Raw genomic sequence first — 17,076 nt, forward strand, 5'->3', positions numbered from 1 at the left:
CTCTCCTAGCTCTCGCCATGCCCCTGCGCGAGATAGTCGTCCGACCCCATTTCGTGGATGCGGCTGACGGTCCGCTCGAATTCGAAGGCGCCGTCACCGGCGACATAGAGCGCGTCAGGTTCGGCATCGGCGGCGGCGAGCAGTTTGACCTTGTTCTCGTATAGCGCGTCGATCAGCGTGACGAAGCGCGCGGCCTCATTGCGGTTTTCCGGGCCGAGCCGGGGAATGCCGACGATGATGACGGTGTGATAGCGCCGCGCGATCGCCAGATAATCCGGCGCGCCGCGCGCTTCACCGCACAATCGCTTGAACGAGAAGACCGCGACGCCCTTCAGGCTCTTCGGCACGAACAGCTTTCGCCCGCCCGGCACCTCGATTTCCTCGGACGGCACATGCGCGCGGTCCTCGACCGGATAGTCGGTGAGGCGGAAGAACGCGTCGGACAGCGCCTGCGTCGCCTCCGGCCCGTTGGGCGTCAGCCAGGTATCCATGCTGCCGAGCCGTTCGAGCCGGTAATCGGTCGGCCCGTTGAGTTCGAGTACGTCCATCTTCGTCTCGATCAGGTCGATGAACGGCAGGAAGAGCGACCGGTTGATCCCGTCCTTGTACAGGTCGCGCGGCGGGCGGTTCGATGTGGCGACAACGGTGATCCCGAGATCCATCAGCTCGGTGAACAGCCGCGAGAGGATCATCGCGTCGGCGGGGTTGTTGACCACCATTTCGTCGAACGCCAGCACGCGCAGATCGGCCGCAAGCTGAGTCGCGACGCGCGCCACCGGCTTGTCGGCCGCCTTGCGCCGCTGGGCCTCGAGCGCATCGTGCACTTCGAGCATGAATTCGTGGAAATGGACGCGGCGCTTGCGATCGATCTTCAGGCAGCCGGTGAACAGGTCCATCAGCATCGATTTGCCGCGCCCGACACCGCCCCACATATAGACGCCGCGCGGCGTTTCCGCCTTGCGCCCGCCCCCGAAGCGCCACAGCACGCTGCCCTTGCGCGGCCCGCGCTCGAGTTCATGCGCCAGCTTGTCGAGCCGATGCGCGGCGGTGGCCTGTTCGGCATCGGGGCGCAATTCGCCCGCGGCGACCAGCGCTTCGTATCGGGCGAGAACGCCGGTCATAGGAATGCCCCCCTCTGTTTCCGTTGGGGCTGAGCCTGTCGAAGCCCCGTCCTTCTTCCATGCCTCACGCGGGAAAAGAAGAACGGCACTTCGACAAGCTCAGTGCCAACGGTGTGTGTGAGGTCACCGGCGACGCTACGCATCAGCGCACCGCCTTGCGGACCAGCGCGGTAAAGCTCACCACGATCGTCTCACCCTGCACCGCCAGCCCGCGCAGGAACCAGAACCGACCCGTTTCGCGCAGCAATTCGACTTGCGCTTCGACGGGCTCGTGCATGCTGGCACCGGCAATGAACTGGGTGTCGAGCTGCACCGTCGCGGCCAGCCCGCCCTGCCCCTGGCCCAGCGCATGCGCCGTCGCGAACAGCGACAGATCGAGAAATCCGAGCAGCGTCCCGCCATGCACGTCGCCGCGGACATTGCCCTGGCCGGGACGCGGGATCATGCGAATGCGCGCCATATCGCCGTCGCGCCTAACCAGCAGCGGGCCGATAAAGCCGTTATACAGCCCTTCATGCGCGACTTCCCAACGCTTCCAGCCGGGATGGTCGGGATCGTCTTCGAAGATGAAGTCGGCGGGCTGCGCCTCGCTCATGCGATCAGACCAGGCGCTCGGCTTCCATCTTCTTGATCTCTGCGATCGCCTTGGCGGGGCTCAGACCCTTGGGGCACACATTCGCGCAGTTCATGATTGTGTGGCAGCGATAGAGGCGGAAGGGATCTTCCAGCGCGTCGAGCCGCTCGCCGGTCATTTCGTCGCGGCTGTCGGCGAGCCAGCGATAGGCCTGGAGCAGGATCGCCGGGCCGAGGAACTTGTCGCTGTTCCACCAATAGCTGGGGCAGCTGGTCGAGCAGCAGGCGCACAGGATGCACTCATAAAGGCCGTCGAGCTGATCGCGTTCTTCCGGCGACTGGAGCCGTTCCTTGCCCGGCGTGTTCGAAACCGTCTGAAGCCACGGCTTGATCGACGCGTACTGCGCATAGAAATGCGTGAAATCGGGGACCAGATCCTTGATCACGTCCATGTGCGGCAGCGGCGTGATGCGGATGTCGCCCGAGATATCCTCGATCGCGGTGGTGCAGGCGAGGCCGTTCTTGCCGCCCATGTTCATCGCGCACGAACCGCAAATGCCTTCACGGCACGAACGGCGGAAGGTGAGCGTGGGATCGACTTCCGACTTGATCTTGATCAGCGCGTCGAGAACCATCGGACCGCAATCGTCGAGATCGATCGCATAGGTGTCGTAGCGCGGATTCTTCCCCGAATCGGGATCGTAACGATAGATTTTGAACTTCTTTACCCGCTTGGCGCCTTCCGGCTTCGGGTGCGTCGTACCCGAGTGGATCTTGCTGTTCTTGGGCAGGAAAAATTCGGCCATCGTTTCTCTCGTCTCCGGATCACCCCGTGGGCGCGCGTCAGGACCGATACACAAGCAAAGCGCGCGCCGCAAACCCAATGGCGCGATGCAGCATCGCCGGTCAGATCACATCGAGGACGAGACCGCGCTCGCGCGCTTCGTTCGCTTCGATATACCAGTTCGAAGGCGCCTTCTGCTGCACCTCCTCGAACGCGATCCCGGAGCCGGCGACCAGATCGCGAAACCCCTCTTCCTCGATCGCCACGCTATGCTCGATTTCGTGCAGTTTGGCACGGAGAGTCGCGGTCAGCGTCTTGAGCGGACCGGACAGGTTGATCGTGCTGGTCATCACGCGTTCGTGGATCATCAGCCGCGTCCCCTTGGTCAGGAACCGCTTGTCGACCGGGAACGCCGCCATGAAGGTGGCGCCCGCCGAGTAAACGGCGACCTTGCCGAGGAACAGGATTTCGCGCTGCTGATATTCGCGCATCAGGCGAATCTCGTCGCCCATCAGCCGTGCGACTTCGGGGTCGCCGCCCAGCGTCGAGATCGCGACCACCAATGTCCCCTCATCGGGCGCGGCGCGGAGCTGGTCGCGAAAGCTGGCATACATGGTCTGGTCGACCGGACCGGACAGATGGATGTGCGGGCGCGCGAGCAGCGGATAGAGCCGCGCGCGCCCCTCCTCGCTTATCGGCGCGGGCGGCGGAGCCGATGGTGTCGGCGTCGGGGCGGCATCGCTGCCGAAGACAGGCGGAGGCGAAGGTTCGTTCATGTCAGGCGCAACCCCCTGCGCGACAGCAGGTTCCGCCGCCGGCGTCTGAACCGACTGGCTTTGCACATTTTCGCCTGTCTCCGCAGGCGCAGTGAGCGCTGGGGCGGGCGGCGCGGCCATCGGTTGCGCGGTTTCGTTGCGCAGCATTTCGGGCGCCGCCTGTCCGCCCCCGGCCAGCGCGCGGCGCTTCGCCTCGCGCTTTTCCAGCATCTTCCGCACCACCACGGCAAGGCCGAGCGCGATCATCAGCCCCAGGCCGATCCGCACCAGCTTGTTCGAGAAACTGTCCTTCAGCCAGCTCGGCATCGCGGGCAGCTCGGGCATGTCGGGCATTTCGAAACCGTTCGCCATCAACCTCTTCCCTCGCCGCGCGGGCGTTCCCGGATCGCGTTAACCTTTTCCAGTGTCGCGCTGCGGCGCGACGAGTCAAGCGTGCAGCCCGGCCCGCGAAGCCCGAATCGGGCCATTCGCGAAAACCCGCAGAAAACCGTGCAAAGTTCGCACCGGGTCGCGACGCAACGCGCGCGCGAGCGGGCATGCGCGCGCCCGCGCGAGGCCGGATTTTACGGCATCACCGGGCGGGCCTGACAGATTGCGGCGATGTAGGACAGGATTTTTGTTTGCGCGGGGATGCGCCCCCTTCTCCCCCTAGAGTCCGCCAAACGAAATGTGCGCCGACGACCGGGCAGGTCGCGGCGCACGGATTTCGTATCGACCGAAAGCCGCAGCTTCCGGGGAAGGGCGCGTCAGTAAACGCGCTTCTTCGGTTCGATATATTTCACTTCGTCGGTCAGCGTGAAATCATGGACCGGGCGATAGTCGAGCGTCACGGTGCCGCCCTTGCCGCCCCAGCCTTCGAAGCCCGACAGCGTGTGCTTCATCCAGTTGGCGTCGTCGCGATCGGGGAAATCCTCATGCGCGTGCGCGCCACGGCTTTCCTTGCGATTCGCCGCCGAACGGATCGTCACCATCGCCTGCGCCAGCAGATTGTCGAGCTCGAGCGTTTCGACCAGATCGGTGTTCCAGATCAGCGAACGATCGGTGACGTCGACGTCCTGCATCCGCGCATAGACCTTGTCCATGTGCTCCAGGCCTTCTTCCATCAGCTCCTGCGTGCGGAACACGGCGGCGTGCGTCTGCATCGTGCGCTGCATGTCGGCGCGGATGTCCGCCGTGGGCGAGCCGCCCTTGGCGTTGCGGAAGTGATCGAGACGGCCGATCGCCATGTCTTCCGAACCCTTGGGCAGCGGATTGTGCGGCGTGTTGGGCTTGACCGTTTCCTTGAGGCGCAGGCCCGTCGCACGGCCAAACACGACCAGATCGATCAGCGAGTTGGAGCCGAGGCGATTTGCGCCGTGCACCGACACGCAGGCCGCTTCGCCGACCGCGAACAGGCCCGGCACGACCGAATCGGGATTGCCGTCCTTCAGCGTCACGACTTCGCCGTGATAATTGGTCGGGATGCCGCCCATATTGTAATGGACCGTCGGCACCACCGGCAGCGCCTGGCGCGTCAGATCGACGCCGGCGAAGATCTTGCCGGTTTCGGTGATGCCCGGCAGCCGCTGCGCCAGCACCTTGGGATCGATGTGATTGAGGTGCAGGAAGATGTGGTCCTTGTTCTTGCCCACACCGCGGCCTTCGCGGATTTCCATCGCCATCGAGCGCGAAACCACGTCGCGGCTCGCCAGATCCTTGGCCGAGGGCGCATAGCGTTCCATGAAACGCTCGCCTTCGGAGTTGGTGAGATACCCGCCCTCGCCACGCGCTCCTTCGGTGATCAGCACGCCCGCGCCATAAATGCCCGTCGGGTGGAACTGGACGAATTCCATGTCCTGCAGCGGAAGCCCCGCGCGCAGCACCATCGCATTGCCGTCACCGGTGCAGGTGTGCGCCGAAGTGGCCGACTGGAAGACGCGGCCGTATCCGCCGGTCGCCAGCACCACCGCGTGGCTGCGGAAACGGTGGATCGAACCGTCTTCCATGCAGAGCGCGATCACGCCGCGGCATTCGCCGTTTTCCATGATCAGATCGAGCGCGAAATATTCGATGTAGAAATCGGCCGCGTATTTCAGGCTCTGCTGATAGAGCGCGTGCAGCATCGCATGGCCGGTGCGGTCCGCCGCGGCGCAGGTGCGCTGCACGGGCGGGCCTTCGCCCATATTCTGCATATGGCCGCCGAACGGGCGCTGATAAATGGTGCCATCCTCGTTGCGGCTGAACGGCACGCCGGCATGTTCCAGCTCGTACACCGCCTGCGGCGCTTCGCGGACCATATATTCGATCGCGTCCTGGTCCCCCAGCCAGTCCGACCCCTTGACGGTGTCGTACATGTGCCAGGTCCAGTGATCGGGCGTGTTGTTGCCGAGCGAAGCCGCGATGCCGCCCTGCGCCGCCACGGTGTGGCTGCGGGTCGGAAACACCTTGGTGATGCATGCGGTCTTCAGGCCCGCTTCGGCCGCGCCCATCGTGGCGCGCAGGCCCGAACCGCCGGCGCCGACCACGACGGCGTCATAGCTATGGTCGATGATCTTGTAGGCTTCGGACATCAGCCGGCCGCTCCCGCCGTGAAGGCGATCTTGAGGATGGAGAAGATCGCCAGCGCCGACGCGGCGATCGTGAAGAAGTTGAGCAGCACCATCAGCACGATGCGCGATTCGTCATGCTGATAGTCCTCGATCACGACCTGCAGCCCCATGCGGAAGTGATAGAAGACGCTGACGACGAACAGGATCAGCGGCACCGCCACGATCGGCGAGGCCATCCACGCGGTGATCGTTTCATAGCTGTAGTCCGGCAGGATCAGCAGCGAGACCATCAGCCACAGGACGAGCAGCAGGTTCGACCCCGCCGTCAGCCGCTGGTGCCACCAGTGATGCACGCCTTCATGCGCGGAGCCCAGACCGCGAACACGGCCGATGCTGGTGCCGTCACCCATTGAATTTCTCCAGCATGAAGAACCAGAATGCGAGCGTCAGCACCAGCGAGCAGAAGAAAGTCAGCAGCGCGGTGGTGCGGTTACCCTTGAGTTCGAAATTGGCGCCCTGATCGAGGAACAGGTGTCGCACGCCGCTCATCATGTGCTGAAACACGCTGAGCGTAAGGCCGAGGCCGAGGATCCAGCCGAGCACGTTGAGACCGCCCGATTCGAGCGTGAAGACATTTACGAACGCTGCATAGCTGTCCGGCCCGCCCGCAGCGGCGGCAAGCCACCATACGAACAGGATCGTTCCCACCGTCGCCAGGCCGGAGCCGGTTGCGCGGTGCACGATGGAAACCGCCATGTGCGGTCCCCATTTCCAGATGCTCAAATGCGGCGACAGCGGACGCGCGGATTTGCTGACATTGGCCAAGATCGGCTCCCCCTTCAGGTCGACGGGCCTAATTAGACGCCATGCGCGCGGATGCAAGCCGCATCCGCGCCTGCATGCCGCAACACGCTGTTGCGATGCGGAATTGCGCACGGGACTAACCTGGATTTAACCAGTTTCGACAATATCTGGTCCCGTCTCCGGCTCAAAGGGCCGCAATGCGCATCGCAAAGGATGGTACAGAAGTGAGCGAAACGCTTTCCAGCGACTTGCCGGCTCCAGGAACGATGAGCCGTCGTATCGATGTCGGCTCCCGCTTGCACATTTTCGATTTCGAAGGATCGCTGATCGCCTCGGCGCGTGAGGCATGGGAAACGCTGGAACCTGAAATTCGGGGCGTATCAGCAGCTTACTGGAATCAGTGGCAGCGCTGCTTTTCCGATCTCGGCAAATGGGCGCCGCAGGATGACGACAAGATGATCGACCTCGGCATCGTCTTTCTGCGCAACCGCTTCCTCAACACCAGCGAAATGGGCTGGGTCGAATCGATCGAGCGTTCGGTCGCCTCCGCCTATGCCGCGCAGGTGCAGCCGATGGCGCTGCTTTCGATGATCAACGCCAGCGATCGCGCGGCGCTCGAAGTGCTGACGCGGCGACTCGATTCGGGCGATACGCGCCTGCCGCGACTCATCGACACGCTGATGCGGCTTTCGGCGCTGGAAAGCGACATCACCGTCGAAATCTACAACATGTATCGCGATCACAGCTCGCACATCGCCCGCGACAAGCTGGCGAGCGAATTCCGCGACTCGATCGGCGCCACGGTCGAGCGCGCCTCGCATGAAGGCGATACGCTGCGCAATCAGGCCGAAACGACGTCGGCTTCGGCACGCGGCATGCTGGGCAAGGCCAGCGAAGTCGCCGCCGCCGCCGAACAATCCGCCGTGGCGATGCGCGAAGCGGCACAGACCGCCGCCGGCCTGATCCGCGCGATCGAGGACGCCCGAAGCGAAGTCGAAGCCGCCGCCGAAATCGCGACTCGCGCGTCGAGCCAGGCGGGCGAGGCGGTCGGCATGTCGGAACTGTTGTCCGATCACGCCAAGTCGATCGAATCGATCCTGGGCCTGATCCGCGACATTGCCGGGCAGACCAATCTGCTCGCATTGAACGCCACCATCGAAGCCGCCCGCGCGGGCGATGCCGGTCGCGGCTTCGCCGTCGTCGCGCAGGAAGTCAAAAGCCTCGCCAACCAGACCGCGCGCGCCACCGACGATATCGCCGCCAAGATCGCGGCGATCCAGTCGGCAACCGCATCGACGGTCGAAACCAATGCCTCGATCCGTTCGACGGTCAGCGAAGTGCAGGACAGCGCCAATCGCATCCGAAGCGCAATGGAAGTGCAGGCACAGACCGTGACGGCAATCACGGCGGCGGTCGACGAAACCGCGCTCGCCGCCGATTCGATGTCCACCACCATCGCCGCGATCCGCGAGGATACCGAGGCGGTGGCATCCGAAATCGATCGGGTCGGTCAGGGATTCGCCACGCTAGATGGCGAACTCGGGCGGTTGAAGAACAAGGCAGGCGACTTCGTCGGAAAGGTTGCCGCCTGAGGGAGAGAGACCGATGGCTGAAGCGGTAACGAGATCAGACCGCTGGGGTAACACGCGCGGCTCGATTGCCGAGCGATTGCAACAGTATGACTGGGATGGCCAGATTGCGGCCGGCTGCGCGGAAATCGCGCAGCTTTTTGAAGGCGAATACGAGAATATCGCGCGCGCATTCTGGGAGCATTTCGCTGACCTGCCGGTTGCGCAGCATCTGCGCGCGCGGCTTACCGCCGATGTGAAGGAATATTCGCTCGAGCGCAGCGCACAGGAAATCCGGTCGAAATTCGAACGGCCGTTCAGCGACGACTGGATGGCGATGGTCGTGCGCAACGCTTCGGAAATGTACAAGGCTGGCATTCCCCTGTCGGGTATGCTCGCGGCATTTTCCTATGCCCACGGCATCACGATCCGGCTGCTCGCCGAAAAGCTGGAGGGCGATGCGGCCCGCACCGCGCGCCTGTGCGATGTCATGCAGCGGCTGTCGCTGCTCGAAGCCGAACTGATGACTGCCCACCTCGCCGAACGCGACGCGCATGACGAACTGGTCGAGCGCCGCGAACGTGCCACGCATTTCCGCGCCAGCATCGCCGAATCGATCGAAGGCGCCACGGGGCTGGGCAATCGTATCCGCGTTCAGGCGCAGAACGCGTCGCAATCGGTCCGCTCGATGCTGGGCAAATCGAGCGAAGTCGCCGCCGCCGCCGAACAGTCCGCCGTCGCGATGCGCGAAGCGGCACAGACCGCCGCCGGCCTGATCCGCGCGATCGAGGATGCACGAAGCGAAGTCGAATCCGCCGCCGAAATCGCAACGCGCGCATCGAGCCAGGCGGGCGAAGCAGTCGGCATGTCCGAACTTCTGTCCGATCACGCCAAGTCGATCGAATCGATCCTCGGCCTGATCCGCGACATTGCCGGGCAGACCAATCTGCTCGCATTGAACGCCACCATCGAAGCCGCCCGCGCGGGCGATGCCGGTCGCGGCTTCGCCGTCGTCGCGCAGGAAGTGAAGAGCCTCGCCAACCAGACCGCGCGCGCCACCGACGATATCGCCGCCAAGATCGCGGCGATCCAGTCGGCAACCGCATCGACGGTCGAAACCAATGCCTCGATCCGATCGACGGTCAGCGAAGTGCAGGACAGCGCCAATCGCATTCGCGGCGCGATGGAAGTGCAGGCGCAGACCGTGACGGCAATCACCGCCGCGGTCGACGAAACCGCGCTCGCCGCCGATTCGATGTCCGCCACCATCGGCGTGATCCGCGAGGATACGCAGTCGGTCACGCTGGAGATCGACACGCTGCAACGCGACGTCACCGATGTCGACGAGCGGCTGCACAAGCTGCAGGACGCGGCCGAAAGCTTCTCGGTCTCGGTCGCCGCCTGAGCCCTTCGCATCGCAGAGGTTCTGCTTTTGCCGCCAAGCCGCTATGATTGGCCGCATGAGTATGCATATATTGCTGACCGGCAGCAGCCGCGGCATCGGCGCCGCGGTTGCCGGATCGTTCGCAGATACCGGCTGCCGCGTGGTCGGCCACGGCACGAACAGCGGCATCGCCGCCGATTTCACGCAGCCTGGCGCCGCCGTTTCGCTGTGGGAACGCGCGCTCGACAGCCTTGACGGGCGGATTGACGTGCTGATCAACAATGCCGGAATTTTCGAGCCGCTGCCGCTCGACAGCGAGCATGACGACTGGGTCGAAGGTTGGGAACGCACGATGCGAATCAACCTTACGGCTTCGGCCGAGCTGTGCCGGCTCGCCGTGCGCCACTGGCAGACGACGCAGCATCCGGGCCGCATCGTCAACATCGCCAGCCGCGCCGCCTATCGCGGCGACAGCCCCGCGCACTGGCATTATGCCGCGTCAAAGGCGGGCATGGTGGCGATGACCAAGACGATCGCGCGCGGCTATGGCCATGAGGGTATTCTCGCCTTCGCCATCTGCCCCGGCTTCACCATGACCGGCATGGCCGAGGACTATCTGGAAAGCCGCGGCGGCGAAAAACTGCTCGCCGATATCCCGCTGGGCCGAGTTGCCGAGCCCGACGAGATCGCCCGCATCGCCCGCTTCTGCGCGCTGGAGGCGCCGCCTTCGATGACCGGCGCGGTGATCGACGCCAACGGCGCCAGCTTCGTTCGATAGGGAGCGATCAATGAGCTGGAAAGTAACCCTTCCCTGCACCCGTGCCGAGGCGGAAGCGCTGCAGGTCGAGGATATCGCACTCGCCGACCTCGACCCCTTGCCGGTGCTGATGACCAGCGAGCGCGTGCCCGACGACGCCGAACAATGGCAGCTCGACGCCTATTTCGAGGAGGCGCCAGGCGCCGCGACGATCGACGCGCTCAAATCGCTGGTGCCGAGCAGCACCGATGCCCAGCCCGTGATCGAGGAAATCGTCGAGGAAGACTGGGTGACGATCAGCCAGGAGGGACTCGAGCCGGTCCATGCCGGGCGCTTCTATGTCCATACGGAAAGCAACAAGGGCGACGTGCCGGAAGGCGCGCATCCGATCCGCATCGAGGCGAGCCGCGCCTTCGGCACCGGGACGCACGAAACGACGAGTGGCTGCCTGATCGCGCTCGACGCATTGAAGCGGCGCGGCGCGCGGTTCGACAATCTGCTCGATCTGGGAACGGGCACCGGGCTGCTCGCCTTCGCCGCGCTGCATCTCTGGCCGCGCGCGCATGCGACGGCTTCGGACATCGATCCGGCATCGATCGAAGTGACGCGCGAAAATGCCGGGATCAACGGCGTGGCGATCGGCGGCGGCGCGGGCGAGCTGGCACTGGCCGTGGCTTCGGGGATGCAGCACCCGCTGCTCACGCAATCGGCGCCCTATGACCTGATCATCGCCAACATCCTTGCCGGGCCGCTGGTCGAGCTCGCGCCGAGCGTCGCCGACGCGCTTGCCGAGGGCGGGACGTTGCTCGTCGCCGGGCTGCTCGACCGCCATGTCGACATGGTCGCCCGCGCCTATCGCGCGCAGGGCCTGCGCCTCGCCCAGCGCATCCCGCGCGGCGACTGGCCGACGCTCCGCTTCGTCAAGCGCACCCGCTACGGCCCGGCGCGCACGCGGCGGCTGAGCCGGGGAAGCGGCGAGGCACCGGGCTTCGGGAGCTGGTGACCGAGCACGCCTTCCGTTTGCGCTGAGCCTGTCGAAGCGCCGTTCTGCCTCTTCCACGCAAGTCAGAAGAAGAACCGCACTTCGACAAGCTCAGTGCAAACGGCGTTTGAGATCGAGAGGGGTCACACCGCCTCACCCTCTGCCTTGCTCCGCGCATATTCCTGCGTGCCGTGGGTGATCACTTCGTCCTTCTCCAGGATCGCGGCGATCGGAATGTCGGGCAGTTCGCGGATCGAATCGTAGAGCGGCGCGAAATCGGTTTCGGTGGTCTGGCGCAGCAGGTCGTCGAAACTGTCGATGACGAAATAATTCTGCTGAAAGTCGTCGATCCGGTACTCGGTGCGCATCACCCGGCGCAAGTCGAAGCCGATCCGGTTGGGGCTGTCGCTTTCGAGCGCGAATCGGCTTTCCGCCGAGCTCGACACGATGCCCGAGCCATAGATGCGCAGCCCTTCCTCGTCGCGCACCAGCCCGAATTCCACCGTATACCAGTAAAGCCGCCCGAGCTGCTTGAGCATGCCGAGATCGAGCGCGCGCAGGCCGCCGCGGCCATAGGCCTCCAGATAATCGGCGAAGCGCGGATCGGCGAGCATCGGGACATGGCCGAACACGTCGTGAAACACGTCCGGCTCCTGGATGTAGTCGAGCTGGTCGGGGCGGCGGATGAAATTGCCCGCGACGAAGCGGCGATTGGCCATATGCTCGAAGAATACGTCATCGGGCACCAGCCCCGGCACCGCGACAACCTGCCAGCCGGTGAGCTTCATCAGCCGTTCGGATAATTCCTCGAAATTCGGAATGCCGCGTTCGGAAAGGCGCAGCGCTTCCAACCCGTTCATATAGGCCTGCGCCGCGCGGCCGGGCAGCAGCTTCATCTGACGTTCGAGCAGCGTGTCCCAGACGCCGTGATCTTCCTGTGTATAGCCGTCCCAGTTTTGCGGGATCGTCCAATCTGCCGCCGCACCCTCGGGCGGGCGGTCCAAAACATGCGTTTCCTGGATCATGGAAATCCCATAGCATATTGTCGTGATGGCGGGAATTGGCAGCAACGGAATCGCGACCCGGGCCTGGCGGGCCCTACTCTGGCTGGTGCTTGGAATCGCGGCGCTTTTCGCGCTGTGGAACGCGGCGGCGCTCGCCGGGACGCTGATCCCGGTCAATGCCGCACGCGAAACGCCCGAAAGCGGCATCCGTGTCTTCGTCGAGGACAATGGTGTCCATACCGGCATCGTCATTCCGGCGCAGGCCGTCGGCATCGGCTGGCGCGACCTGGTGCGCCCCGGCGACCTGCGCGATCCGCGCCATGCCGCGCATGGCTGGCTGGCGATCGGGTGGGGCGACCGCAATTTCTACATGGAAACGCCGACCTGGTGGGACGTGCGCCCGGGCCGTACGCTCGCGGCGATGGCGGGGATGGGCGAGACGGTGCTGCATGTCGAACATGTGCCCGAACCATCGACCGGCCCCAACCGCCGCGCGCTGATCCTGACGCCGGCGGAATATGCCCGACTGACCGACTTCATCCGCGCCAGCTTTGCCGATCTGCCCGAAAGCTGGCCCGGCTATGGCCAGCATGACGCCTTTTATGCCGCGCAGGGCAGCTACAATCTGCTGCGCACGTGCAATAACTGGACAGGCGAAGCGTTGCGCGAAGCGGGGGTTCCGATCGGCGCATGGACACCGCTCTCGGCATCGGTGATGTTCTGGATGCCGCAACCGGATGCCAGTTCGCCATGACCAAGCACGCGCCCCCGCCCCGTCACCTGTTCCTTTCGGAACTGCCGCGCGCCGCGGTGACGCTGGGCTCGCTCGCGCTTTCGCAGGAAAGGCTGCGCGCCGCGCCGCGCGGCGATGGTCGCCCGGTGCTGGTACTGCCGGGGCTGGGCAATACCGACAAGACCACGGCGGTACTGCGCCGCTGGCTCAACCGGCTGGGCTATCGCGCCTATGGCTGGGAACTGGGCCGCAATCGCGGCGCCAGGACGATCGGCGAGGACGCGCTGCTGCTCGAAAAGCGGCTCGAGGCGCTGTTCGGCGAAACCGGCGAGCCGGTGACGCTGATCGGCATTTCGCTGGGCGGGATCATGGCGCGGCTGATGGCGCATCGCCGTACCGAACTGGTGCGCGAAGTGATCACCGTCAGCTCGCCCTTCGCCGGGCCGCCGACCGCGACCAATGTCTGGCGCGCGTTCGAATGGCTGACCGGCGAGAAGATCGGCGACCCCGCCGTCGCCGCCAATCGCGAGGAAGCCGCCGCGCCGCTGCCGGTGCCGTCGACTGCGATCTGGAGCCGTTCGGACGGCTTCGTCAACGGCGCGATCTGCCGCGAACCCGACGGCAGCGAATGCCGCGCGATCGAAATCGACGGCGGACATCTGGGCGTCCACATGCATCCCGAAGCGATGCTGGCGATCGCCCGGACGCTGGCGGGGGAAGCGGAAGCCGAATAACGGCGCAAGGCTGCTGACCGCGTCGCCCCTGCGCAGGCAGGGGCCTATCTCTGTGGCGTCCTGCATCCGCGTGGACACAAGAACGGACTGCCCTGTGTCAGACCGTCTCGCGATACGATAGAGACATGAGCCCCTGCCTGCGCAGGGGCGACGAGTAGATTCTCGAACAGTGTCCGGCGGATATTCCGCCCGCGGCAAGCTATGGCCCGGGAACTACCCTCAATCGCACTCGCGCGGGCGGTATCCCTGGCGGCGGTCTTCCTGCGCGGCGCGTTCGCATGCCTCGCGCGCGTCGCGGCCCGCCTGGCGTTCCTCTTCGCGCACGCGGCGGCCATAGTTGCGATCGGCCTCTTCCTGGCTCGTCGTCGTCCAGTCGACCACCTGCGACGTCGCGCGCACGGGCGCCGTCGCTACATTCCACACGGTCTTGGCGACGCAGCCGCCGGTCAGCAGCGGCAGCACGGCAATTGCCGGCATGAGATATTTCCGCATTGGTCCACCCCGTTCATCTCGCGCGGGTCAGCTCCAGTGCCGATGCGCGTCCCTGTACTCCGCGATACGGGTAATCGGTGAAGAAACCATCGACACCGATTGCAATATAGCGTGCAATTTCCCGCTCCATCGCTCCGTCAGGTGAAATTCCGGGTCCGCGCAGCGGCTGCGGCAGGAACATGTTTTCGGCGCGGAAGGTCCAGGGATGGACGCGCAGCCCCGCCGCATGCGCATCTGCGACCAGCGAGGTCGGTTCCCTGTTCCAATCGGGCAGGATCATATGCTTTTCCGGGCCGATGCCGAAGGCATAGGTGGCGATCTCGGCGAGACCCTCTGGCGTGATCATCGCCGCATAGCTTTCCGTGCCGCCATCGGGCGGCGATCCCCCGGGCGCGAGCAGCTGGATGAGACGGACCGAAGTCTCCGCGCGCAAGGCTTTCAGATTGGCGACTTCGAACGACTGGATGAACACCGGCGCCTCAGCGCTGTCCCATCCCGCCTCGCGCAGCGCGGCGAGCAGCGCGGGCTCGAGCGGCAGGCCGATCGACGCGAAATAGCCGGGATGCTTGGTTTCGGGATAGACGCCGATCACGCGTCCCAACTCGGCCGAGCGCCGCTGCGCCAGCGCGATCACTTCGGCGAAGGTCGGGATCGCCGCCTGCCCGTCATAGGCGGTATTGCCCGGGCGCAGCTGTGGCAGCCGCTCCCTCGCGCGCAGCGTGCGCAGTTCGGCGAGGGTGAAATCCTCAGTGAACCAGCCGGTTTCCTGCCGCCCGTCGATTGTCTTCGTCGTCTTGCGGTCGGCGAATTCGGCGTGATCGGCGACATCGGTGGTGTCGGTGATGTTGTTCTCGTGCCGCGCCACGAGCACGCCGTCCTTGGTCGACACCAGATCGGGCTCGATGAAATCGGCGCCCTGATCGATCGCCAGATCATAGGAAAGCAGCGTATGTTCGGGCCGCTCGCCGCTCGCGCCGCGATGGGCGATGACGATGGGCCGGGTTTCGGGCAGGCTGGTCATCACACGCGCTTCCTCGATCGGGGTACAGCCACACAGAAGCCCGGCCAAGGCAAGGATAGCATGTGCAATTCGCATTCCGACAACTCCTCCCGTTGGTGCTGAGCTTGTCGAAGCACCGTTCTTCCTTATCTCTGCCGGCAAAGAAGAAGTACGGCCCTTCGACAGGCTCAGGGCCAGCGGGTTTCCCGTGGCAACGCCCCTGCGCCTAACCAGCCGATATGACGGGAGCACGACAGCCTTGAGCGAAAATGACCGAGTAATCGCCGCCGCGCGCGAATGGCGCGGCGCGAAGATGGCGCTGGCGACGGTGGTGACGACCTGGGGCTCAGCGCCGCGCCCGCGCGGATCGCACATGCTGGTGCATGCGGACGGGCGGTTCGAAGGGTCGGTGTCGGGCGGCTGCGTCGAGACCGATATTCTCGCCACCGCCGCCGAAGTGATCGCGGGCGCGCCTGCCGTCGTGAAGAATTACGGCGTGGCCGACGCCGCCGCGTGGGAAGTCGGGCTGCCGTGCGGCGGCCAGATCGACGTGTTCGTCCAGCCGGTTTCAGCCGATGGCTTCCCGCCCGAGCTGTTCGACGCCATCGCCGATGCACGCGCGGCGGGAAAGACGCTGCCGGTCGCGTTCGATTATCGCAGCGGTCGCGCGGCGCCGGGCGAGAAGGGCGATTTCGTTCATCGCTATCAGCCCCCGCATCGGCTGCTGATCGTCGGCGCGGTGCAGATCGCGCAGGCGCTGGCCGGGCTGGCGCGCGAGCTGGGTACCGAAACAGTGGTGATCGATCCGCGCGGGCGTTTCCTGACCGAGGAGCGTTTCCCCGGGACGACGCTCGACGATCGCTGGCCCGACGAAGCGGTGGAGGCATGGAATCCCGGCGGCGCGACGGCGGTGGTGACGCTGAGCCACGATCCCAAGATCGACGACGCCGCGCTGATCGCGGCGCTCGCGGCCGACACCGGCTATGTCGCCGCGCTGGGATCGCGCAAGAGCCATGCCGCGCGGCTCGAACGACTCGCGGCGGCGGGCGTCGCCGCGACCGATCTCGCCCGGATCGACGGCCCGGCGGGAATCGATATCGGCGCGGTGGGACCCGCCGAAATCGCGCTTTCGATCGCCGCCGGTATGGTCAAGGCGTTTCGCGATGCGCGCTGAGGACGTCGTGCTGATGCTGCTCGCCGCCGGCCGTTCGCGGCGGTTCGGCGATACCGACAAGCTGGAACAGCATTTCCTGCACCAGCCGCTCGCCTTTCACGTCGTCACCGCGCTCGAGGCCGTGCCGTTCCAGGCGCGCGTCGCAGTGGTTTCGGGAACCAGCCTCGATTTCGCCGCGCGCGGCTATCGCGTCGTTCACAATGACACGCCGGAAAGCGGCCAGTCGCATTCGCTGGCACTGTGCACGCGCGCAGCCCGCGAACTGGGCGCGCGCGCCGTGCTGGTCGCGCTCGCCGACATGCCGCGCGTTACTGCGGCGCATGTCTGGCGGCTGCTGGACGAAGCCGATGGCCCCGATGCAGTGGTCGCATCAAGCGACGGCCACGCCCCCTGCCCGCCCGCGCTGTTCGGCGCGAGCCATTTCGATGCGCTCGAATCGCAACAGGGCGACCAGGGCGCCCGCGCGCTGGTCCGCGCGGGGCATCACGTCATCGCCTCGCCCGCCGAGCTGGTGGATATCGATACGCCCGGGGATCTGGCCGCGCTGCGGGAAAAATACGGCGTGGATTGAATCAGTAAATTCCCCCCCCAGCTCGCTGGGGGACCGCCAGCCGCAGGCTGGTGGTGGAGGGGTAAAGCGGCAAACGATGCGCTTGAAGCCT

Annotated in this window: 18 protein-coding genes; 8 read left to right on the top strand and 10 right to left on the bottom strand. The window is 65.4% G+C overall.

The features are described from left to right. Positions 1-5: 5 nt before the first annotated feature. The 7 genes from zapE to sdhC all read right to left on the bottom strand — a co-directional run bounded on the left by zapE (position 6) and on the right by sdhC (position 6,538). Positions 6-1,121 carry a cell division protein ZapE gene (gene zapE / locus G5C33_RS18030; protein WP_165328416.1) on the bottom strand — a complete coding sequence of 372 codons (1,116 nt, stop codon included), beginning with the start codon at positions 1,119-1,121 and terminating at the stop codon, positions 6-8. Between the two features lie 142 nt (positions 1,122-1,263). Next, positions 1,264-1,716 (bottom strand): PaaI family thioesterase, encoded by a 453-nt coding sequence (locus G5C33_RS18035; protein WP_165328417.1) that lies wholly within the window; start codon positions 1,714-1,716, stop codon positions 1,264-1,266. A 4-nt stretch (positions 1,717-1,720) separates the two neighbouring features. Beyond that, positions 1,721-2,500 (bottom strand): succinate dehydrogenase iron-sulfur subunit, encoded by a 780-nt coding sequence (locus G5C33_RS18040; RefSeq protein ID WP_165328418.1) that lies wholly within the window; start codon positions 2,498-2,500, stop codon positions 1,721-1,723. Positions 2,501-2,600: 100 nt separating this feature from the next. Then, a complete protein-coding gene (locus tag G5C33_RS18045) occupies positions 2,601-3,173 on the bottom strand; it encodes an ATP-dependent Clp protease proteolytic subunit (protein ID WP_165328935.1) in 573 nt (190 codons plus the stop codon). A gap of 827 nt (positions 3,174-4,000) precedes the next feature. Continuing rightward, on the bottom strand, positions 4,001-5,803 hold the full coding sequence (gene sdhA / locus G5C33_RS18050; protein WP_165328419.1) for a succinate dehydrogenase flavoprotein subunit: 1,803 nt from the start codon (positions 5,801-5,803) through the stop codon (positions 4,001-4,003). Beyond that, on the bottom strand, positions 5,803-6,192 hold the full coding sequence (sdhD, locus tag G5C33_RS18055) for a succinate dehydrogenase, hydrophobic membrane anchor protein (RefSeq protein ID WP_165328420.1): 390 nt from the start codon (positions 6,190-6,192) through the stop codon (positions 5,803-5,805). The genes sdhA and sdhD overlap by 1 nt, the downstream gene beginning before the upstream one ends. Continuing rightward, positions 6,185-6,538, bottom strand: a complete 354-nt coding sequence (gene sdhC / locus G5C33_RS18060) for a succinate dehydrogenase, cytochrome b556 subunit (protein WP_407698053.1) — start codon at positions 6,536-6,538, stop codon at positions 6,185-6,187. The genes sdhD and sdhC overlap by 8 nt, the downstream gene beginning before the upstream one ends. Positions 6,539-6,852: 314 nt before the next feature. Between sdhC and G5C33_RS18065 the strand changes: the two genes are divergently transcribed. Genes G5C33_RS18065 through G5C33_RS18080 form a run of 4 tightly spaced genes read left to right on the top strand, consistent with a single transcriptional unit; the run spans position 6,853 to position 11,298 of the window. Further along, positions 6,853-8,178, top strand: coding sequence for a methyl-accepting chemotaxis protein (locus G5C33_RS18065; protein WP_206518591.1), 1,326 nt, complete (start codon positions 6,853-6,855; stop codon positions 8,176-8,178). Between the two features lie 13 nt (positions 8,179-8,191). Continuing rightward, positions 8,192-9,559 (top strand): methyl-accepting chemotaxis protein, encoded by a 1,368-nt coding sequence (locus G5C33_RS18070; RefSeq protein WP_165328422.1) that lies wholly within the window; start codon positions 8,192-8,194, stop codon positions 9,557-9,559. Between the two features lie 55 nt (positions 9,560-9,614). Then, a complete protein-coding gene (locus tag G5C33_RS18075; protein WP_165328423.1) occupies positions 9,615-10,316 on the top strand; it encodes an SDR family NAD(P)-dependent oxidoreductase in 702 nt (233 codons plus the stop codon). A gap of 10 nt (positions 10,317-10,326) precedes the next feature. Further along, positions 10,327-11,298, top strand: coding sequence for a 50S ribosomal protein L11 methyltransferase (locus tag G5C33_RS18080; protein ID WP_165328424.1), 972 nt, complete (start codon positions 10,327-10,329; stop codon positions 11,296-11,298). A gap of 122 nt (positions 11,299-11,420) precedes the next feature. Here G5C33_RS18080 and phhA read toward each other — a convergent pair whose 3' ends face one another. Beyond that, positions 11,421-12,302, bottom strand: a complete 882-nt coding sequence (gene phhA, locus G5C33_RS18085; RefSeq protein ID WP_165328425.1) for a phenylalanine 4-monooxygenase — start codon at positions 12,300-12,302, stop codon at positions 11,421-11,423. Between the two features lie 85 nt (positions 12,303-12,387). On the opposite strand from phhA, the gene G5C33_RS18090 reads away from it, so the two are divergent. Together G5C33_RS18090 and G5C33_RS18095 are read left to right on the top strand one after the other, a co-directional pair. Continuing rightward, complete coding sequence (locus G5C33_RS18090; RefSeq protein ID WP_228275126.1) at positions 12,388-13,035, top strand: TIGR02117 family protein; 648 nt, start codon at positions 12,388-12,390, stop codon at positions 13,033-13,035. Beyond that, entirely contained in the window at positions 12,972-13,748 is a 777-nt protein-coding gene (locus G5C33_RS18095) for an esterase/lipase family protein (RefSeq protein ID WP_228275127.1), read from the top strand. Before G5C33_RS18090 ends, G5C33_RS18095 begins: the two co-directional genes overlap by 64 nt. Positions 13,749-13,967: 219 nt before the next feature. Here the strand turns inward: G5C33_RS18095 and G5C33_RS18100 are convergent, their stop codons facing one another. Continuing rightward, positions 13,968-14,240, bottom strand: coding sequence for a hypothetical protein (locus G5C33_RS18100; RefSeq protein ID WP_165328426.1), 273 nt, complete (start codon positions 14,238-14,240; stop codon positions 13,968-13,970). A gap of 13 nt (positions 14,241-14,253) precedes the next feature. Then, positions 14,254-15,336, bottom strand: a complete 1,083-nt coding sequence (locus G5C33_RS18105) for a glycerophosphodiester phosphodiesterase (protein ID WP_165328427.1) — start codon at positions 15,334-15,336, stop codon at positions 14,254-14,256. Between the two features lie 163 nt (positions 15,337-15,499). Here G5C33_RS18105 and G5C33_RS18110 point away from each other — a divergent pair, with 163 nt between their 5' ends. Together G5C33_RS18110 and G5C33_RS18115 are read left to right on the top strand one after the other, a co-directional pair. Further along, a complete protein-coding gene (locus G5C33_RS18110) occupies positions 15,500-16,414 on the top strand; it encodes an XdhC family protein (protein ID WP_165328428.1) in 915 nt (304 codons plus the stop codon). After that, positions 16,404-16,985 carry a nucleotidyltransferase family protein gene (locus G5C33_RS18115; RefSeq protein ID WP_165328429.1) on the top strand — a complete coding sequence of 194 codons (582 nt, stop codon included), beginning with the start codon at positions 16,404-16,406 and terminating at the stop codon, positions 16,983-16,985. The genes G5C33_RS18110 and G5C33_RS18115 overlap by 11 nt, the downstream gene beginning before the upstream one ends. Positions 16,986-17,076: the final 91 nt, after the last annotated feature.

This window comes from Sphingosinithalassobacter tenebrarum (assembly GCF_011057975.1).
GTDB classification, from domain to species: domain Bacteria; phylum Pseudomonadota; class Alphaproteobacteria; order Sphingomonadales; family Sphingomonadaceae; genus Sphingomonas; species Sphingomonas tenebrarum.